Consider the following 19,014-nt stretch of genomic DNA (forward strand, 5'->3'; position numbering starts at 1 on the left):
TAACGTATATTATGTTCATTAGCGTACTCGGCATCGTGAATATAATTTTACTGAGATTCACGATGTCGAGCTGTAGCACCAACTGAGGTTGCGTAGGCTACAGTCTTGGATATGCTATTTAACTTATGTTCACCTGAGTTCTAGTTCATAATAAATTATTAAAATTTATCTTTTAGTTTCAATTGTTTATTTGGATAAATTAATTTACTTAAAAGAAGATGGTTCATGAACCTAAGATTTTTATTAAAAATAAGCTTAAAACCATAAGTTCTTTCATTCGATTGAGGCCTACTCTCGTTTATTGAGGAAAAAGCATCAAAAGATGCCTTTTTCTCTTTTCCCTGAATTTATTCTGCAATTTTTAAGACAACTTTACCTTTTGCTCGTCCAGTATTCACATATTGGAAAGCATCTTTAATCTCTGTAAATGTATATGTCTTATCAACGATTGGATTTATTTTCCCAAACTCTACTAATTTTGAAATTTCAGATAGCTGCTGACCATTCGGCTGCATAAACAAAAATGAGTAAGTAATTCCTCTCTTTTTGGCTTTATTCCGGATTGACCAACTTAAAAGAGGAATAATACATTTTAATAACCAATTTGCATGAATTGCTTCTACGAAATCACGATCAGGTGGACCAGAGATACTGATAATTCGACCACCACGTTTAAGAACATTTAGAGATTTCTCTAAAATTTTTCCACCTTGTGTATCTAAGACTACGTCATAGTCTTTAAGCACTTGTTCAAAATCAGTTGTTTTGTAATCAATGATAATATCTGCGCCTAATGCTTTGACCCATTGTGCATTTTTACCACTCGTCGTTGTTGCAACACTTGCACCTAAGTGTTTCGCAAGCTGAATAGCAATTGAGCCAACACCGCCTGAACCAGCATGAATCAATACTTTTTGTCCTGCTCGAACTTTCGCAATTTCGACCAAAGCCTGCCATGCAGTCAAAGAAACAAGGGGAAGAGAAGCCGCGAGTTCCATAGAAATATTTTTAGGTTTTAGCGCAAGTGACGATTGATGTACGACCGTATATTCGGCAAAAGCACCATTCAGATCTGTCTTGGCATACACTTCATCACCGACTTTGAACTGAGTAACATTTGCTCCAACTTCAGCCACCGTACCTGCAAAATCATTGCCTAAAATAAAAGGAAATTGAACGGGCAGAATTGCCTTAAATTCACCTTCTAAAACTCTTAAGTCAAGTGGGTTAATACTTGCGGCATGAACTTTAATGCGTACATCATTTTCTGTTAGAACTGGTTTGGATTGTTCATCCAGTTGTACATCATTGATATTGCCGTAGCGGTTAATGTAGGCTGCTTTCATATTAGGACCTCTGTTTTTTGAATTTTGTTTTAACGTTTTATAAGCATCATTAAACTTTCAAGCTGTGTTGAATTAATGTGTCAAAGATCTTTACTGGGGCAAATTTTCGTAAATTTTTCAAATGTTTTGCTGCCTTGCCTGAAGTATAGCGGGGTAATATGTTTTGACTGTTGATAACCGTTAAAATGGTCTTAGCAACAACACTCGGATCATCTGACTTATTAATTGATTTTATCATTTGTTGATGTAACTTCTCACGAATGTGGTCATACGCTGAGACTTTTGCATCTGCTTCAAGTAAGTTTATTCCTAATGAGGTTTTGGTGTAAGCAGGTTCAATAAGAGAAACACGAATGCCTTGAGACCTTAACTCATGATCTAAAGACTCTGAATAACCCTCAAGTGCATGTTTTGAAGCAGAATAAAGCGCACCAAACGGTGTTGGTAAAAGCCCTAAAATTGAACTGATATTGAGAATAAGTCCAGATTTCTGTTCACGCATCACAGGAAGTACTGCACGGGTCATTCGGACAGCACCAAAAAAATTGGTATCAAAAATAGCTTGAGCTTGTTGCATCGAACTTTCTTCAGCGCCAGCTGGTGCAATGGCAAATCCTGCATTATTGATCAAAACATCAATTCGACCTTCATTCTGAATTACTTTTTCTATTGCATGATTCACCGAATCATCATTATTTACATCTAGCTCAATCAGATGGAATTTATATTTCGATGCACTATTTGCACGTCGACTCGTACCATAAACAATAAATCCTGCCTCATGTAAAAGCTCTGCTGTTGCTAAACCAATACCAGAAGATGCACCTGTAATTAGAACTACTTTACTCGTCATACCAAATTTCTCACTTGTAATATATTGGTGATTGGATAACCAATTTCACCTTGATGTTTTGATCATAATCTAAAATTAAAATAGTTACTACTAAAAAGATAGTGACAGTGTAATTTTTGGGGAGTATATTAAGTACTAAATAAGTACTGACTGTAAATATATGCCGTTAATCTCAATAGATTGCTCATAAAAAACAGTTAAATGAATAGAATGTGAGGAACAAAACAAATGAAATTTCTATTAAATACAATTGCGATGGGATTAACGGTGGTCTCTATCTTTAGTTCCCCATTAACTCAGGCAGAGACGGTGGCATCTATTTCTTTTCGTGACCCCGTGACTCAGGCAAATAAAGTGTCATCTAACCTCGTTGTCAATCAGCAAGCTGCTCAGAACCCTCAGCAAGATACAAATTGGAAGAATGTACCGACCCAAATTATTAATGCAGGCGGAGTTAACTTCGCTTACCGAGAATATGGTCAACAAAATGGTGGAACGCCTATAATTTTTCTCAATCATTTAGCTGCTGTCTTAGACAATTGGGATCCAAGAATCATTGATGGAATTGCCGCGAAACATCACGTGGTGGTTTTTGATAATCGTGGTGTTGGTGCTTCTACGGGTGAACCCGCAAAGTCAATTGAACAAATGGCAGATGATGCGATTACTTTTATTCAAGCGAAAGGATTCAAAAAAGTCGATTTATTTGGTTTTTCAATGGGCGGCATGATTTCGCAAGAGATTGTTTTAAAACAGCCGCAATTGATCCGAAAAATGATCCTATCGGGAACTGGCCCCGCTGGTGGAACAGGAATCAGTACAGTCGGGCGAGTTTCTAATTGGGATTTAGTTCGTGGTATGGCGACTCGCCAAGACCCTAAAGTCTATTTATTTTTTACTCGGACAGAAAATGGTAAAGCTGCTGCAAAAGCATTTGTGCAACGTATAAATGAACGTACTGAAAATCGTGATAAAGAAATAATGCTTTCTGCCTATCGTGCCCAGCTTAAAGCCTTAAAAAAATGGGGAAGTAAAAAACCTGCTGACCTTTCAGTTATTCAACAACCCGTCTTAGTGGCGAATGGTGATCATGATCGGATGGTTCCAACGGTGAATACCTATGACTTGGCAAAACGCCTTCCAAATAGCTCGCTCATCATTTATCCAGATGCAGGACATGGTGGAATCTTTCAGTTTCATCAAGATTTCGTCAAGCAATCGCTCACTTTCTTAGCGAAATAGATTCCAACTTAACCATGTATAAAAAAGGATAAAGACGATGACTACGATTACACACCAAACAGCCGAGACTCAATTCATTGAAGTCGATGGAGCAACTTTTGCATATCGTCGCTGGGGGAATCCAGATACTCAACAACCACCTTTATTTTTTCTGCAACATTTCCGTGGTGGTTTGGACAATTGGGATCCGTTAATTACTGATGGGTTAGCAGCAGGGCGAGAAATCATTTTATTCAATGGTCGTGGTGTTGCTTCATCCACTGGTCAGCCACGTAACCGCATTGAGGATATGGCTGATGATGCTGCCGCAGTGATTCGTGCATTGAATTTAAATCAAGTCGATCTACTCGGTTTTTCACTAGGAGGATTTCAGGCACAGGATTTGGTACGTCGTCACCCTGCACTGGTTAGAAAATTAATGCTTTTGGGTACAGGCCCAAGAGGAGGAAAACCACGTGGTGATGATCCAGATGTACCAGCGTTGGTCTTGAAGCATGCAACCAGTGCTGTACCTTCTGAAGAAGACTTTCTATTTTTATTTTTTGGTCGATCGCCAAAAGCAATTCAAGCAGGTCGTGATTTTTGGCAACGTCGCCATCTGCGTAAAGATCAGGATCCCGCAAGTTCAGTCGATGTGATGCAGGCTCAGATTGAAGCCAATATGCACTTTTTACCGAAGCTTGATGAACAAGATCCATTTGCGCATTTGCGTGAGATTAAACAGCCGACTTTTATTCTGAATGGTGTGGATGATGTAATGATTCCGACGATTAATGCCTATCAGATGGCACTAAATATTCCAAATGCACAGCTATTCATTTACCCAGATGCTGGGCATGGCGCACAGTTTCAGTATCCAGAACGATTCGTTAAGCATGCCATACAGTTTTTAGATGAGTAATCGATCAGAATTTCCTTAGAGTTTTTATATATTGATGAACTGAGAAATAAAGTGATGAAATTTAAATTATTACTGTGGATGTTGACTAAGCTATTACAACGAGCTGTGAAAACCAATCCAAGATGTGCTGCATACGTGAAAGATAAAAATGTCACATTCCAAATCCAAACGACAAGTGGTGAAGGGCGTTATTTTGAAGTCAAAAATGGCAAGATAAAGTCTTATGCTGGACAAACTAAATCTCCAAGTTTTACTTTTACCTTTAAAACAGGTAGTAAGGGTTTTACAGTGTTGTCAGCTAAAGATAGTGTGAATACATTTTTAACAGCGCTTAGAACACAGGATCTTGTGATTACTGGAAACTTTGTAGATGTGATGTGGTTTCAAAGTCTAGTGGACTTTATTCAACCTCATTCTAAATTATCTTCAACTGTGTGAGCGAAGCTATGACTCATTTGCCATTAAAAACGAATCTCCTAAATCAGCCTTTAACTTTACCGAATGGTGTGGTGATTCCAAATCGTTTGGCTAAAGCAGCAACCAGTGAAACCTTAGCCACCTATTCCAATAATCCAACTGAAAAGCATATACGTTTATATCAACGCTGGGCGTCTTCAGGGATTGGCATGATTATCACGGGTAATATTATGATTGATCGACGTGCCTTAGGTGAACCAGGGAACGTTGTGATTGAAGATGAGCGTGATTTCGAAATTTTAAAGAAGTGGGCTAAAACTGTTACAGAGCAAGGTTCACAATTGTGGGCACAATTGAATCATCCGGGGAAACAATCACCAAAAGGATTAAATGCTCGTAATATTTCTGCATCAGCAGTGCCATTTGGTACTGAAATGCAGTCTTTATTTGCTACCCCAGATGAAGCAACTCATGACGAGATCATAGAGATCATTCAACGCTTTGGTCGTAGTGCTGTGATATGCAAAAATGCTGGATTTAGTGGTGTTGAAATCCATGCTGCACATGGCTATTTGATTAATCAGTTTTTATCTCCATTACACAATTTAAGAACTGACGAGTGGGGTGGTACACCTGAAAAACGTCGTAAGTTTCTAATGGACGTTTATACAGAAATACGAAAACAGGTCGGTGCAGATTTTCCTATAGCCATAAAACTTAATTCAGCTGATTTCCAAAAGGGTGGATTTACTGAAGAGGATTCTTTAGAGGTTATTAAGGCATTAGCAGCCGCAGGGATTGATCTGATTGAAATTTCAGGTGGCACCTATGAGTCTGGTGTAGCTAAAGCACCACAAAAATCTTCAACGATTATACGTGAAGCATTTTTTATTGATTTTGCAGAAAAGGTTAGAGCACATGTAAAAACTCCCTTGATGGTGACAGGAGGTTTTAGAAGTGCGGAGGGGATGAGTCAAGCGTTAGAATCTAATGCATTTGATGTTGTTGGAATTGCAAGACTCATGGCGATAGACCCTGATGCTCCCAAATATTTGTTAGCAGGAACCAATAGCAAACAAGCGGTTCAACCGATTAAGACTGGCATTAAAAAAATCGATAGTCTTGGGATTATGGAAGTGCTGTGGTATACCCAACAACTTGGCCGTATTGCTCAAGGTAAAGCACCAAAACCTAAAGAAAGCGGTTTATGGGCATTTATTAAATCTGTTTTACGTAGTGGTTGGGGAACGTATGCGACACAACGGACCCGGATAAAATCATAAACCACTCGTTGAACCTATAAAAAAGCACCCAGAAAGGGTGCTTGTTAGCATTATTCACCTTGTTGGCGAATAAGTCGTGTACCAATTTCCGCACCAGTTACCTGATCAATTACGATTGGTTCAATTTCAGTACCATTTTCAGCATCAAGAAACTTAACCATTTCTTCAGGATGCTCATAAGGTTTGTGTTTACGTCCCCATGCTCCAATTACAAATAGGACTGGTAGAAAATCTTGGCCTGCTTGAGTGAGTACATATTCTTCACGTGGAGGATGTTCTGAATATTGTCTTTTTTCAAGCAATCCTTCATCAACCAAAACGGATAAGCGTTTAGTTAGCATTGTAGGCGCAATACCTAAGCTTTTACGAAATTGATCAAATCGAGTAAAACCAGCATGTGCATCACGCAAAATTAACATGCTCCAAGCATCGCCAAGAACTGAAAGACTTCTTGCGATTGGACAGACTTCAAGATTGGTATTTTTACTCATAAGAATTAATAAATTTGAAAGTTACTACTAAAACAATAGTAACATACTCTGACTTATTCAACTATGCTTTACTTTTTAAAGAAAAGTTATTCATCAATAACTTCTGTTTTTGCTTTATAAGTTCTCATAAATTTTATTATGTAAAACTTGATATAAAAAGGAATAAAACCCACCATATCAGTATTAATGAACTAAATTGCAAGTGTTATCTATATAACAATCAAAAATTTACACTATATTCATAGTGGTGAGATAAATAATTATTAAAAGATAAAAACTAAATTATAGAGCTTTAGGAAAACACAATTCAAAGCATATACCTTCGGAGCTATTGAATGCATGATATGTTCCCTGATGAAGAGTCATGATTGAAGCTACAATAGATAGACCTAATCCACCAGTTCTATGATAAGTATTTCTACTGGTATTACACTGATAAAATCTTTCAAAAAGATGATCCAAATACTCAGAGGGAATTTCTAATTGACTAGTGGTAACTGATAATACGAGCATAATGGTGTTGTTGATTAGTTTTTTATTGCTGTTGATATAAATAGTTTTGTGGTTGCCTCCATGAATCAGTGCATTTGAAATAAGATTATAAAGTGCTTGTTGCACTAGTTCTAGATCAGCCCACAACTCAGATGCCTCTAGCCTGAAAACAAATTTACATGATTGTTCTTCTGCTTGATATTGCAAAATATTGCAAACATTTTCTAGTAATGATTGAACTTGAATCTGTTGCTTGTGTATGAGAACGTTATGAGTATCTGCGCGGGCTAAAAATAACATACTATCAACCATTCTTTTTAAACGTTGATAGTCTTCTAAGTTTGAAATCAAAAGTTCTTGATACTGTGCGGGACTGCGTTCACTCATAATTAAAATTTCGGTTTGACCGATTAAATTGTTCAATGGGGTTCTAAATTCATGTGCAATGTCTTCAGAGAAACGATTTATTTGTTCATACCCCATTTCAATTCGCTCGAGCATGGCATTGATATCTGATGCAAGCTGTTCAATTTCTTGTGGAGGACTTGTCACATTTAATCTTTGCTCAAGTTTGTGAATATTAATCGCATGAGTCTGCTTTCGTAGAGATGTTAAAGAGTTTAATCCCACACGACTTGCAATCGCACAGAGAATAAATATAGCTAACAGACCTGTAAAAACATAAATGAAAAGTTTTTTTTGAAATGGCGAAAGAATCGCTAGCCTTTCAGACCACTGTTTTCCAGCAATTAAAACATAAGGTTGTTGATTGATTTGGATGGTTTTCCAAGCAATACGGGTTGGGTAGGCATGAGCAGATAAATCACGAAATTGAATTTGGGGTTCATGAGTGAATTGAGGCAGCGGAATAGAAAACGGATTGATATTAATGAGAATATGATCGCCCCGAATCAATAGAAACAAATTATCCTTATTTCCCAACATATTTTGATACAGCTTCGGGCGAGCGATAATCTGTTCGATATTGCTACTATCTTGAAGCAAAATTTCCAAGCGCTCAATTCGCTCAACCAAAGCCCGATCTTGTTGGGTAATTAAAATCTGGTTGATGCCTAGATAGGTCATAAATGCTACAGTACACAAGACTATTGCAGCGCAACTTGTGACCAATAGCGTTAATCGTAGTTCTAGCGAGCGAATTGGTTTCAACATTATTTTTCTACCGAAACTCTATAGCCGAGACCACGAACAGTATGAATTAATTTTATTTCATGCCCTTCATCAATTTTACTGCGTAAGCGCCGCACCGCTACATCTATAAAGTTCGTATCGGTATCAAAATTAATATGCCAAACTTCAGAAGCTATTTGCCTGCGCGTAATAATTTCATTTTGATGAAGGAGTAGAAAGCGCAAAAGATTAAATTCTTTTTTGCTAAGTTCTATCAGCTGATCATTACGCCAAACTTTGTGATGAATCGGGTCCATTCTTAAGTTCCCAATCTCTAATTCATTTTCCTGCAAATACAGTTGCCGCCTAAGCAAACTTTTAATTCGAGCCAGTAATTCAATATAAGAAAAAGGTTTGGCTAAGTAGTCATCAGCACCCAGTTCTAGACCTTTAACTCTATCGATAATCTGGTCTTTTGCAGTTAAAAAAATCACGGGAATATTGGAAAATTGTCGCAATATTTTCAATACCGCCCAGCCATCGATATCGGGCAGCATTACATCTAATATGACCAAACTATATGAATGCATTTTTAATTTTTCCAAGCCTTCTAGTCCTGAATGAACACATTCAGCTGCATAGCCAGATTCACTTAAACCCTTAACCAGATATGAGGCGATCTTCACTTCATCTTCGATAATAAGAATACACATTTTATTCAGACTCATTTTGAAGATGACAACTTTGTAATGTAATTGTCATGCTTCAAATCATTCAGGTTGTATAAGATTTTTTAAAAATTAATTCAGGACAATCATGATGAACAAACTCAAAGGGCTTATTGCAACAGTAATGCTGATGAGTAGCAGTACTTTTGCACAAACGATTCAATTGAATCAAGTTTATTCACTTGATTTTAAAGCAGCACAAACTCTTGTTGATGCTGCGATGGCTGCGTGTCAAAAAATACAACATAACATTGCTGTAGTGGTGGTTGATCAGGGCGGAAATACCTTGCTCGCGAGCAGGAATGAAAATGTCGGACCACATAATTTGGGGGCTGCCGAGAAAAAAGCTTTTACCGCTTTATCGACTAAAACAACTACCTTGTTATTGAGCCAAAATGCTCATGAAAACAAGGATACAAAAAATTTAACGACCTTATCAAATTTACTGTTGTTAGGCGGCGGTTTCCCTGTGCGCTATGAAAACAAAGTGGTCGGTGCCATCGGCGTTGCGGGAGCAGGGGGCGCAAAAAATGACCATTACTGCGCTGAAACAGCTGTTCAGTCTATTTTCAATCCTTAAGGAATCCATCATGTTTAAAAAATTATTGCCACTCTCAACGCTATTATTGACCTCAATGACTTTTGCACAAACTAACCCCTTAAGTGTGCATGTGTTGAATCTGGAAAATGGGCTGCCTTCGGCTCAAGTCGAGGTGGTACTCGAAAAAAGTACTGGGAATAAATGGGTAAAGTTAAATCAGCAATATACGGGTTCCAATGGCCGTATTACTGCACTTTTTCCTGAAAATCAGAAGTTCGAAGCAGGCACTTATAAAGTCACATTTAAAACAGAAAACTGGTTTAAAAAGAACAATCAAAATACTTTCTTTCCTGAAATCCCTGTCATTTTTAAAGTGGATGGAAGTGTCAGCCATTATCATATTCCTCTACTTTTAAGCCCTTATGGATATTCGACTTATAGAGGCAACTAAGATTTAAAAGGGCTAGTCTAACTAGCCCTATTATTTGTGTTTAGTCCTTAAATTAGAGAAAAATCACAAAAAATTCATGATTGTATTGTTATGATTTTAGTCAGATTAGAGTTGATAAAGCTTATTGACGCTTCATGATGATTAAAAACGAGAATGGTATGAATCAATTTTCTGAAGAAGACATATCCAGAATTATCGAAATGGCTTGGGAAGATCGAACTCCTTTTGAAGCTATTCAACGTGAGTATGGTTTAAATGAAGCAACTGTGATTCGTTTCATGCGAAAAAACTTGAAAGCATCTAGTTTTAAAATGTGGCGTGAACGCGTGACCGGCCGAAAAACCAAGCATCTGCAGCTGCGTTCACCCGATGTGATACGGGCCTATTGTTCACGGCAATACAAGCGTTTCTAAGTATTTGATTTTGACTACCGTCTTGACTCACGTTAACATCGTTCAGAACGATATCGTACTTCCTCCCAGCAGCGGTACCATTTCTTGAGCCAAGTAAAAGGGCGTATGGCGGTAAAATCAGGGCAATTTTTGAGGATGATGGGCTAGATAAGTAGCTTACTCAACAACTTCGGCCATCAGGATCACATCACGGGTACGGTCCAGCGCTTTAAGCGTAGCAAGCTGATAACGCATAGCCATTCCAGACCCGATGAAAAATAGAGCAGTGTAAATCTAGACAGTTCAATTTTTGTGAAAATACAGATTCCCAAAAAGCTATCTTGTCAGATACGGATCAACGATTGTACAGAAGCCATCATGATTAGAATAAAGCCCTATTTATCTATAAAAATTTCAAGCCATGTGATGAATGGAGCACCTAAAGTTAAAAAATTATATTTGCTGAAGCATACATTAATAAATTTCGATATCTAATATTCACGCTTTGTTCACATCTACTTGGTTTATCTTAATGATGAAATCAAAAATAAGGCTTAAAAATGAATACTCTATTCAAGTCATTTTTTACAGCTGCGACGCTGGCTATGATCAGTTTGTCTATGACTGCTCAAGCAGAAACTGTTACACCTCAGGCTGTAGATGAAGTTGATATTCAACAATACGCTGGAAAATGGTATGAAATTTCTCATTTACCGATGTATTTTCAGCGTAAATGTATAGCTAATATCAACGCAGAATATAGTGTTAATGAAGATCAGACAGTGAATGTATTGAATAGTTGTCGAACTGCCAATGGTGAGATGATAAGTTCTGAAGGAGTTGCATATCCGCAAAATAGGGGAAATAGCAAATTAAAGGTCAGCTTTTTGCCTAAAGGTTTAAGATGGATACCCTTTACTAAAGGTCATTACTGGGTATTACGAGTAGACCCGGAATATAAAGTGGCACTGGTGGGTGGCCCAAGTAATAAATACCTATGGATTTTGTCACGTGAACCGCAACTAGATGAAGCAACTTATCAGTCATATATAAACACTGCGAAAGATTATGGCTATGACGTGACAAAACTTATCAAATTGCCTCATTAATCTGCTAATCTTTTGCCGAACTGATAAATCTCTCAACAGTTCGGTTTTTTTATTTACTTCACATAAAATTCATACCTGACTGATTACACTCATCAAATAGAATAAATACAATCGCTCGAAAGTAGGATGAGTCCATGTTGAAAACTCTGATGCGATGGATAGACAGCTGGTCCACACCCACAGCGCCCGAAACACTGACGGCTGAAAACAGCAAGATTCAGTGGCAGCGGATTTTACCCTTTATTCTGTTGCATCTGGCTTGTCTAGCAGTGTTCTGGGTGGGAGTGTCGTGGTTTGCAGTGGGCTTTATGCTGCTGTTCTACCTGATTCGTATGTTTTCCATTACGGCTTTTTTTCATCGCTATTTATCGCATAAAACCTTTCAGACCTCGCGTCCAGTGCAGTTCCTATTTGTATTACTAGGCACCATGAGTGCACAGCGTGGCCCCTTATGGTGGGCAGCCCATCATCGTTATCACCACCGCTATACAGATTCTTCACAAGACCCGCATTCATCTACTCACGGTTTTTGGTATAGCCATGTGGGTTGGTTTCTGAATGAATATAACTTTGCCACGCGTAAAGAAGTCATCAAAGACTGGCTGAAATATCCGGAATTAATCTGGCTAGATCGGTTTAGTCTAATTGTGGTGCTGTTGACCGCGGGTGGGATTTATGTGCTAGGAGAATGGCTGGCAATAGCTTGGCCGCAACTGGGGACTTCCGGCTTGCAATTACTAGTCTGGGGATTTGTGGTGTCCACCGTGTTGCTGATCCATGCGACCTTATGTATCAATTCACTGGCGCATCATTACGGTAGCCGTGATTTTGACACTGATGATCAAAGCCGCAACAATTTATTCTTGTCTATCATTACTTTGGGCGAAGGCTGGCACAACAATCACCACTATTATGCAGGCAGTACCCGACAGGGCTTTTACTGGTGGCAGATTGATGTGACCTATTACCTCCTAAAAATTATGTCTTGGCTCGGGATAGTCTGGGGTTTAAAGCCAATTCCAGCGCGGGTCTATGACGTCAGTAAAATTGCACAAGCTCGAAAACAGAGAAAAGTAGCCAAAACAGGCGCTCCTACTATTCATTCGAAGGAATCACCATGAAAATTGCGATTATTGGTTCAGGTATTTCCGGTTTGTATGCGGCTTGGAAATTAGGTAAGGTGCATGACGTTACCGTCTTTGAAAAGAATAACTACTTTGGCGGCCATACCGATACCCATCAGTTGAATATAGATGGCGAACAGGTCGCGGTGGACAGTGGCTTTATTGTATTTAATGAGCATAACTATCCACTGTTCTGTGCAATGCTCAAAGAACTCGGGATTCAATCGCAAAGCAGTGACATGGGCTTTTCGGTGAACAATCAGGTCACTGGCTTGCAGTACAACCCTTCAAAAAAATTCTCGCTGTTGTTCCGACCGCAAAACTTCTTTAACGCTGATTTTCGCGTGATGTTGTCGGATCTGTTCCGTTTCTATGCGGCGAATAAAGATATTGATGTTGAACAGGTCGATGCTCAGCTCAGTATTGATGCATATCTCAATCGACATGACTATTCCGAAGCCTTTCGTCAGGAACATCTCTATCCGATGTGCGGGGCGCTATGGTCCTGTCCAGTAGAGCAAGCTGGACAGATTCCGTATAAATTTGTGGTGAGCTTTTTTCAGCACCATCGTATGTTGCAGCTGAAAGAGCGACCTTCATGGCTTACGGTCAAGGGTGGATCAGCTCGTTATGTTCGTGCCATTCAGGCCCAATCGAATATGACTTTCCGCAAGACAGGTGTGCTTCATGTATCCCGTAGTGCAAATGATGTAGTGATTGAAACTGGACAGGGCCGTGAACGTTTTGACTGGGTCATTTTTGCCAGCCATGCTGATGATAGCTTGAATTTACTTACAGACCCGTCAGCGCAAGAGCGGGAAGTACTTGGCAAGTTTCGTTATCAGGATAACCATATGGTGGTGCATTCCGATACTCATATCATGCCCAAATCCAGACGCCAATGGGCCAGCTGGCATGTACATGTGACACCTAGTCGTGTAACCGAATCAACTCCATTCCAGCATAGTGGCATGCATTATGGTTTCAGTTACTGGATGAACCAGTTGCAAAACCTGAATTGTAAAACCCAAATCTTTGCCACACTCAATCCTAACTTTAACCTCGATCCGAAAAAAATATGGGTAGAACGATATTACCGTCATCCAGTATTTGATGCTGCCGCGATTGAGGCACAACAACGTTGGGCTGAGGTTAATGGTCAGAACCGGACGTCATACTGTGGTGCCTACTGGGGCTGGGGCTTTCATGAAGATGGAGCGCGTAGTGCTTCATGGGTTGTAAATCAGTTGCTACAACACACTGAGCAAGCGGCTTAGGAGTACAGAATGCAAATGTATCCACTGGCTATCGCTTCTACCGAAATTCGCCATCGTCGCTATTTGCCCAAATCGCATGCTTTTGAGGTGAAGCTTAGCTATTTATGCTTTGATCCGGATCAACTGGCAAATTTTACCCAAAAATCTTGGTTCTGGTCTTCTAGTCGCTGGAATTTATTGACCTTGGATGAACGTGACTTTCTGAACATGGAATATGGTTCGATTCGGCAGAAAGTTGCACGGTTACTGATCAAGCACGAAAACTATCATTTACCACATGCTGCATCTATTCGTGTACTGGCTTTACCACGCACACTGGGTTTTCGTTTTAATTCTGTGGTGTTTTATTTGATCTTTGATACGACCGATCAACTGATTTTTATACTGAGTGAAATCACCAATACACCGTGGAATGAACGTCAGGTGTACATTCACGATTGTCGGCACAATGTAACTAAACATACGCCTTACCAGAGCCACCAGTTTGACTTTAAAAAGGCCTTTCATGTGTCACCATTCATGCCGATGTCACTGGATTATCGTTGGCGTTTTAGCTTTTCAGAACAGCAAAATGTGATTCACATGCAGCTGTTTGAACAAGAAATATTGCAATTTGATGCCACGATGAAATTTAAGCTGCAAGCCATCACACTTCCTTCACAGCAACATCGATATGCTGTATTAAAAGTTCTTGAGCCCTTTAGGATGGTGAGCGGAATTTATCTACATGCTTTGCACTTATGGAAAAAGAAAATTCCGTTTTATCGGCATCCTAAAAAAGAAAAAGGAAAGACATGACTATGAAAACACTGTTAATGGGAGAGCATACCGAACTGCCGATAGTCCTACGCCATATGCTGAAATTGCGTCATGGTCAGTTAATATTTAAAGGTATCTGGAATGGTCTGATTGGGGAAAATTACAGTGACTTGCATGCAGTAATTCAAGTTCACGACAAACGCCTTATAGATTTGCTGTTCCGTAATGGTGTACTGGGGGCAGCAGAAGGCTTTATTCGTGGTTACTGGAGCAGTGAAGATCTGGTCAATGTAATTCGTATTCTAGCGCGTAATCGTGATGTGCTTGATCGAATGAATCAAAATGTGGTGGCAAAAGCCAGCCAGTTGGTACTCAAGGCTTGGTATAAATCCCGCAAGAATTCGATTGATGGTAGTCGTCAGAATATTGCTGAGCATTATGACTTGAGCAATGATTTTTTTAAATTGTTCTTAGATTCCAGCATGATGTATTCCAGTGCGGTGTTTAAAGAACCCAGTATGAGCTTGGAACAAGCTTCAGATTATAAAAAAGAACTGATCTGCCAAAAACTTCAATTGCAACCGATGGACCATTTGGTTGAAATTGGCAGCGGCTGGGGAGGCTTTGCCATTTATGCGGCTCAGCATTATGGCTGTAAGGTGACCACCATTACCATTTCCAAAGCTCAGTACGATGAAGCACTCGCCCGAGTTGCTGAAGCAGGGCTGTCTCATCGGGTGTCTGTACAGCTTCAGGACTACCGTTTACTCGAGGGTAAATACGACAAATTGGTGTCCATTGAAATGATTGAAGCAGTTGGTGAGCAATATTTACCAACTTATTTCCGAAAATGCCGTGAGCTCCTCAATCCGAATGGTCTAGCCTTGATACAGGCGATTACCATTGAAGATGCACGCTATGTTAAAGCTTTAAATACGGTGGATTACATTAAGCGTTATATTTTCCCCGGTAGTTTTATTCCATGTATCAGTGTGATGACGCAAACGGCTTCTGAGCAAAAACTTCGTCTCAAACATCTGGAAGATATTGGTCAAAGCTATGCACAAACCCTGAAGTGTTGGCGCCAGCGTTTTCTGGAGCAGCGTGATCAAGTACTGCAACTTGATTTTGATGAGCGTTTTATCCGCATGTGGGATTTTTATCTGTGTTATTGCGAAGGTGGTTTTAGGGAGGGTGTGATCAGTGATGTTCATTTGCTGTTTGAAGCCAGTGCTTACTAAGCAGAAATAAAACAGGAGGGCGACATGCTGCTAGATTTATTTTTGCTCAATGTCTTCATCATGCTCTGTAGCTGGGTGTTGGTGACCTATAACCGCAGAGCAGGGCTAGTCGATGTCGCTTGGAGTTTCAGTATTGCCCTTAATGTGATTATTGCCGCTTGGGTGATTGACAGTGCGCCGATGTTGGTTCGGTTATTTCTGGGACTGGCGAGTGGGATCTGGTTTTCACGGCTGACTTGGCATCTGTTACGGCGATATGCCAATGAAACCCAAGAAGACACGCGTTATGCCAACATGCGCCGAGCGATGGGGGATTATCAGCATCTTGGTTTTCTGGTGTTTTTTATATTCCAGGCAGGTTTGGCTCTACTGTTTTCTTACCCAATACTGAAGTTGTTAAGTATCTCGACCGAGCAATGGAATGACTGGACTTTGGTCACTGTGATTGTGGCGGGCATGATCATGCTCTCGGCTTTGATAGGTGAAAGCACTGCAGATCAGCAACTTTACCGTTTTAAGCTAGATCCACAGAATCAAGGTAAAACCATGGATCAGGGCTTGTGGAAATATTCGCGCCATCCGAATTATTTTTTTGAATGGCTGCATTGGTTTGCCTATCCAGTGCTCGGTCTGGCAGCAGGATGCTATGGATTATGGATTTATCCACTGCTGATGTGGCTATTCCTGTACTACTTTACGGGGATTCCTTTTAGTGAAAAACAGGCGCTCGCCCACCGTGGTGACAACTATAAAGACTATCAACGACGAACTTCAATGTTTATTCCGTGGCCACCCAAAGAGTAGGTAAATACATGGACTTTATGATTCAAAAAACCTTAGAACTGATCGAAAATGGCAAGGTGCCAGACCCAGTGATTCGTGCTGGTATTAAAATCTTGAGCAAAAAACGTTTGGCACAAGAAGGTCGGTTTGACCCCGCATTGGCAGCGCAGCGCTATATGGATGTGCTGACCATGCTGAAAAACAGCGAAATTGCCATTGAGACAGACAAAGCCAATGAGCAGCATTATGAACTGCCGACCGCATTTTTTCAGGCAGTACTCGGTAAGCGTTTGAAATATAGCGCGAGTCTATTTGAACATGCCGATATGACGCTAGACCAAGCCGAAGAAGCTGCCCTTGCCTGCTATTGCCAGCGAGCACAACTGAAAGACGGGCAGGATATTTTGGAAATTGGCTGCGGTTGGGGTTCTTTCAGTCTATATATGGCCGAGCATTATCCAACGGCCCATATTACAGTCGTGTCAAATTCTTCAACGCAGCGTGAGTATATTCAGGAACAAGCCCGTTTAAAAAAACTGGATAACCTTAATGTGATCACTTGTGATGTCAATGTGTTGCAACTTGAACCTGCGTCATTTGACCGTGTGGTATCGGTGGAGATGTTTGAGCATGTACGCAACTATCAAAAACTGTTTGAAAATATTAGTATTTGGCTCAAACCAGATGGCTTATTGTGGTGTCATATTTTCTGTCATCGTTTCTTGCATTACCCGTTTGAAGTCAAAAATGAGTTTGACTGGATGTCGCAATATTTCTTTAGTGGTGGTTTGATGCCAGCAGCCTCAACTTTCCTACATTTTCAGCAGCATTTACAGCTAGAACAGCACTGGCAATGGGCGGGCACGCAGTATGAACGTACCGCAAATGCTTGGCTAGAAAATATGGATGGTAAACAGGCCGAGCTAAAGCCCTTATTTGAAAAAACTTATGGCGCGGATGCCGCAATCTGGTGGCAGCGCTGGCGGATTTTCTTTATGGCCTGTGCCGAGCTATTTGGTTATGACCATGGACGCGAGTGGGTCATTGGCCACTTTCTGTTAAAGAAGAAAGCCGTATAATTGAACAGTGGGATTGGCCAGCGGGGAATGCATCAATGTTAAAGCTATTTAGGGACAAACGTGATCATCCTCTGGGTGAGGTGTTTAACCGCTACTACTGGCTGCAAATCGGATTCATTGCCTTGTCTGTGGTGATTGGGATTGGCTTCAGTGCCTGGGTGATTAAAGGTTCTTTGCTCAGAACGGCGCTAGAACAGGAAATGTCACACTACTGGCAGCGATTAGAACGTAATCCTGCCGCAGAATTGCCCGATACCAAAAACCTGTATGGTTACCGCTGGAATACTGTGTCTCCCTCCCAATTTAAGAATATGTCACTTGAGCAAGGGGTGAATCGGCATTTTGTCGATGGTAAGGAACGCATGACCGTTTATGGCGAAAAAGATGGGCAGCATGTCCTGTTAGTCTTTGGTGAAAGCAATGTCAATAAACTGGTCTGGCTGTTTGGTCTGGCACCACTGATGGTCAGCTTGTTTGTACTTTATAGTATGTTATGGTGGTGGAACCGTCGTGCCCGGCGCTATTTTTCTCCCATTACCAGGCTTGCCAACGCACTGGAACATATTGATTGGGAAGATTATAAAAATCAGGCTTCACCGTTTCATGACATCCGGACTGATTCAAATCTGGAAGCGGAATATCTGAAGCAAGCGCTAGAAAAATATCATCAGGTATTAAGCGAGTTTATTCAGCGTGAACGTGAATTTACTGGTGATGTCAGTCATGAGCTTCGCACACCACTTACCATCTTAAAAGGCAATGTGCAGTTGTGTCAGGCACGCTATGGGGACAATAAATCATTTACTCGCTTGAACAACACCATTGAAGACATGCAACTATTAGTTGACACACTACTGGCTATCGCCCGCAATACCACCAATACTTTAACCGCTGAATCGACTATGCTTTCTGAATGTCTGGAAAATGTAGTTCAGGATCTGGATAGTGTTAGCCATAACAAAGGCATGCGGATAAATTTTCAAAAAGATCTAAACGAACAGCCACGTAAACTTTACCCGTCGATGACCAAAATGGTATTTGGCAATATTTTGCGGAATGCACTGAATTATTCACAAGGCACAGAAATTGATGTCATTTTGCAAAAAAATACAGTATTGATTGCAGATAATGGTGTCGGCATTCCTTTACCGAATAACTCAAAGGTGCAAGAACTGTCGGGGCAGCAATTGCAATTAGAGATCAAAGGTCATGGCATTGGACTACAACTGGTACAGAAGTTGTGCAAGCAGCTTGGCTGGCGAGTGGAATTGTTTGATCGGCAGTATTATCTCAATACCCATCAAGATGTTGATCTGGCGATGACGACTGGACTGATTGTCGTCGTGTATTTAAATTAAGGCTGGGCTTCTAGAG

20 protein-coding genes are annotated in these 19,014 nt (G+C 40.3%); 15 read left to right on the forward strand and 5 right to left on the reverse strand.

The window, feature by feature from the left end:
- Positions 1-347: 347 nt before the first annotated feature.
- Positions 348-1,346, reverse strand: a complete 999-nt coding sequence (locus JZ787_RS16295) for an NADP-dependent oxidoreductase (RefSeq protein WP_346312861.1) — start codon at positions 1,344-1,346, stop codon at positions 348-350.
- A 49-nt stretch (positions 1,347-1,395) separates the two neighbouring features.
- Positions 1,396-2,199, reverse strand: coding sequence for an oxidoreductase (locus tag JZ787_RS16300; RefSeq protein WP_346312862.1), 804 nt, complete (start codon positions 2,197-2,199; stop codon positions 1,396-1,398).
- A gap of 228 nt (positions 2,200-2,427) precedes the next feature.
- On the opposite strand from JZ787_RS16300, the gene JZ787_RS16305 reads away from it, so the two are divergent.
- Genes JZ787_RS16305 through JZ787_RS16320 form a run of 4 tightly spaced genes read left to right on the forward strand, consistent with a single transcriptional unit; the run spans position 2,428 to position 6,042 of the window.
- Entirely contained in the window at positions 2,428-3,441 is a 1,014-nt protein-coding gene (locus tag JZ787_RS16305; RefSeq protein WP_346312863.1) for an alpha/beta hydrolase, read from the forward strand.
- 37 nt (positions 3,442-3,478) lie between these two features.
- Positions 3,479-4,342 carry an alpha/beta hydrolase gene (locus tag JZ787_RS16310; protein ID WP_136143774.1) on the forward strand — a complete coding sequence of 288 codons (864 nt, stop codon included), beginning with the start codon at positions 3,479-3,481 and terminating at the stop codon, positions 4,340-4,342.
- Positions 4,343-4,393: 51 nt separating this feature from the next.
- Complete coding sequence (locus JZ787_RS16315; RefSeq protein ID WP_136143775.1) at positions 4,394-4,780, forward strand: helicase; 387 nt, start codon at positions 4,394-4,396, stop codon at positions 4,778-4,780.
- A gap of 8 nt (positions 4,781-4,788) precedes the next feature.
- Positions 4,789-6,042: an NADH:flavin oxidoreductase/NADH oxidase family protein gene (locus JZ787_RS16320; RefSeq protein WP_346312864.1), complete on the forward strand. Its 1,254-nt coding sequence runs from the start codon at positions 4,789-4,791 to the stop codon at positions 6,040-6,042.
- A gap of 50 nt (positions 6,043-6,092) precedes the next feature.
- On the opposite strand, the gene JZ787_RS16325 is transcribed toward JZ787_RS16320, so the two are convergent.
- The 3 genes from JZ787_RS16325 to JZ787_RS16335 all read right to left on the reverse strand — a co-directional run bounded on the left by JZ787_RS16325 (position 6,093) and on the right by JZ787_RS16335 (position 8,869).
- Entirely contained in the window at positions 6,093-6,533 is a 441-nt protein-coding gene (locus JZ787_RS16325; protein ID WP_346312865.1) for a helix-turn-helix domain-containing protein, read from the reverse strand.
- A gap of 282 nt (positions 6,534-6,815) precedes the next feature.
- Positions 6,816-8,201: a heavy metal sensor histidine kinase gene (locus JZ787_RS16330; protein ID WP_346312906.1), complete on the reverse strand. Its 1,386-nt coding sequence runs from the start codon at positions 8,199-8,201 to the stop codon at positions 6,816-6,818.
- Positions 8,198-8,869: a heavy metal response regulator transcription factor gene (locus tag JZ787_RS16335; RefSeq protein ID WP_087012929.1), complete on the reverse strand. Its 672-nt coding sequence runs from the start codon at positions 8,867-8,869 to the stop codon at positions 8,198-8,200. Before JZ787_RS16335 ends, JZ787_RS16330 begins: the two co-directional genes overlap by 4 nt.
- Before the next feature lie 106 nt (positions 8,870-8,975).
- Between JZ787_RS16335 and JZ787_RS16340 the strand changes: the two genes are divergently transcribed.
- The 11 genes from JZ787_RS16340 to JZ787_RS16390 all read left to right on the forward strand — a co-directional run bounded on the left by JZ787_RS16340 (position 8,976) and on the right by JZ787_RS16390 (position 18,998).
- Positions 8,976-9,464, forward strand: coding sequence for a heme-binding protein (locus JZ787_RS16340; protein ID WP_346312907.1), 489 nt, complete (start codon positions 8,976-8,978; stop codon positions 9,462-9,464).
- Positions 9,465-9,474: 10 nt separating this feature from the next.
- Complete coding sequence (uraH, locus tag JZ787_RS16345; RefSeq protein WP_087012925.1) at positions 9,475-9,876, forward strand: hydroxyisourate hydrolase; 402 nt, start codon at positions 9,475-9,477, stop codon at positions 9,874-9,876.
- A gap of 158 nt (positions 9,877-10,034) precedes the next feature.
- The gene (locus JZ787_RS16350; protein WP_087013149.1) at positions 10,035-10,289 is read left to right on the forward strand and encodes a TIGR03643 family protein; all 255 of its coding nucleotides are present in this window, start codon (positions 10,035-10,037) and stop codon (positions 10,287-10,289) included.
- A 539-nt stretch (positions 10,290-10,828) separates the two neighbouring features.
- Positions 10,829-11,377 (forward strand): lipocalin family protein, encoded by a 549-nt coding sequence (locus JZ787_RS16355; protein WP_238953428.1) that lies wholly within the window; start codon positions 10,829-10,831, stop codon positions 11,375-11,377.
- 134 nt (positions 11,378-11,511) lie between these two features.
- Positions 11,512-12,498, forward strand: coding sequence for an acyl-CoA desaturase (locus tag JZ787_RS16360; RefSeq protein ID WP_168158503.1), 987 nt, complete (start codon positions 11,512-11,514; stop codon positions 12,496-12,498).
- Positions 12,495-13,778 carry an FAD-dependent oxidoreductase gene (locus JZ787_RS16365; protein WP_168158502.1) on the forward strand — a complete coding sequence of 428 codons (1,284 nt, stop codon included), beginning with the start codon at positions 12,495-12,497 and terminating at the stop codon, positions 13,776-13,778. Before JZ787_RS16360 ends, JZ787_RS16365 begins: the two co-directional genes overlap by 4 nt.
- A 9-nt stretch (positions 13,779-13,787) precedes the next feature.
- On the forward strand, positions 13,788-14,576 hold the full coding sequence (locus JZ787_RS16370; RefSeq protein ID WP_346312866.1) for a DUF1365 domain-containing protein: 789 nt from the start codon (positions 13,788-13,790) through the stop codon (positions 14,574-14,576).
- Entirely contained in the window at positions 14,573-15,778 is a 1,206-nt protein-coding gene (locus JZ787_RS16375; RefSeq protein ID WP_346312867.1) for a cyclopropane-fatty-acyl-phospholipid synthase family protein, read from the forward strand. Before JZ787_RS16370 ends, JZ787_RS16375 begins: the two co-directional genes overlap by 4 nt.
- A gap of 24 nt (positions 15,779-15,802) precedes the next feature.
- Positions 15,803-16,582 (forward strand): DUF1295 domain-containing protein, encoded by a 780-nt coding sequence (locus tag JZ787_RS16380; RefSeq protein ID WP_346312868.1) that lies wholly within the window; start codon positions 15,803-15,805, stop codon positions 16,580-16,582.
- Positions 16,583-16,590: 8 nt separating this feature from the next.
- On the forward strand, positions 16,591-17,640 hold the full coding sequence (locus JZ787_RS16385; protein ID WP_346312869.1) for a class I SAM-dependent methyltransferase: 1,050 nt from the start codon (positions 16,591-16,593) through the stop codon (positions 17,638-17,640).
- A gap of 35 nt (positions 17,641-17,675) precedes the next feature.
- Positions 17,676-18,998: a HAMP domain-containing sensor histidine kinase gene (locus JZ787_RS16390; RefSeq protein ID WP_168158581.1), complete on the forward strand. Its 1,323-nt coding sequence runs from the start codon at positions 17,676-17,678 to the stop codon at positions 18,996-18,998.
- Positions 18,999-19,014 lie beyond the last annotated feature (16 nt).

Source organism: Acinetobacter sp. BWR-L5 (assembly GCF_039655985.1).
GTDB lineage: Bacteria > Pseudomonadota > Gammaproteobacteria > Pseudomonadales > Moraxellaceae > Acinetobacter > Acinetobacter johnsonii.

Excerpts from the sequence above, each read along its gene's own strand:
- JZ787_RS16295 (WP_346312861.1), bottom strand. The coding sequence starts at position 1,346 with ATGAAAGCAGCCTACATTAACCGCTACGGCAATATCAATGATGTACAA.
- JZ787_RS16300 (WP_346312862.1), bottom strand. The coding sequence starts at position 2,199 with ATGACGAGTAAAGTAGTTCTAATTACAGGTGCATCTTCTGGTATTGGT.
- JZ787_RS16305 (WP_346312863.1), top strand. The coding sequence starts at position 2,428 with ATGAAATTTCTATTAAATACAATTGCGATGGGATTAACGGTGGTCTCT.
- JZ787_RS16310 (WP_136143774.1), top strand. The coding sequence starts at position 3,479 with ATGACTACGATTACACACCAAACAGCCGAGACTCAATTCATTGAAGTC.
- JZ787_RS16320 (WP_346312864.1), top strand. The coding sequence starts at position 4,789 with ATGACTCATTTGCCATTAAAAACGAATCTCCTAAATCAGCCTTTAACT.
- JZ787_RS16325 (WP_346312865.1), bottom strand. The coding sequence starts at position 6,533 with ATGAGTAAAAATACCAATCTTGAAGTCTGTCCAATCGCAAGAAGTCTT.
- JZ787_RS16335 (WP_087012929.1), bottom strand. The coding sequence starts at position 8,869 with ATGTGTATTCTTATTATCGAAGATGAAGTGAAGATCGCCTCATATCTG.
- JZ787_RS16340 (WP_346312907.1), top strand. The coding sequence starts at position 8,976 with ATGAACAAACTCAAAGGGCTTATTGCAACAGTAATGCTGATGAGTAGC.
- uraH (WP_087012925.1), top strand. The coding sequence starts at position 9,475 with ATGTTTAAAAAATTATTGCCACTCTCAACGCTATTATTGACCTCAATG.
- JZ787_RS16350 (WP_087013149.1), top strand. The coding sequence starts at position 10,035 with ATGAATCAATTTTCTGAAGAAGACATATCCAGAATTATCGAAATGGCT.
- JZ787_RS16355 (WP_238953428.1), top strand. The coding sequence starts at position 10,829 with ATGAATACTCTATTCAAGTCATTTTTTACAGCTGCGACGCTGGCTATG.
- JZ787_RS16360 (WP_168158503.1), top strand. The coding sequence starts at position 11,512 with ATGTTGAAAACTCTGATGCGATGGATAGACAGCTGGTCCACACCCACA.
- JZ787_RS16365 (WP_168158502.1), top strand. The coding sequence starts at position 12,495 with ATGAAAATTGCGATTATTGGTTCAGGTATTTCCGGTTTGTATGCGGCT.
- JZ787_RS16370 (WP_346312866.1), top strand. The coding sequence starts at position 13,788 with ATGCAAATGTATCCACTGGCTATCGCTTCTACCGAAATTCGCCATCGT.
- JZ787_RS16375 (WP_346312867.1), top strand. The coding sequence starts at position 14,573 with ATGACTATGAAAACACTGTTAATGGGAGAGCATACCGAACTGCCGATA.
- JZ787_RS16380 (WP_346312868.1), top strand. The coding sequence starts at position 15,803 with ATGCTGCTAGATTTATTTTTGCTCAATGTCTTCATCATGCTCTGTAGC.
- JZ787_RS16385 (WP_346312869.1), top strand. The coding sequence starts at position 16,591 with ATGGACTTTATGATTCAAAAAACCTTAGAACTGATCGAAAATGGCAAG.
- JZ787_RS16390 (WP_168158581.1), top strand. The coding sequence starts at position 17,676 with ATGTTAAAGCTATTTAGGGACAAACGTGATCATCCTCTGGGTGAGGTG.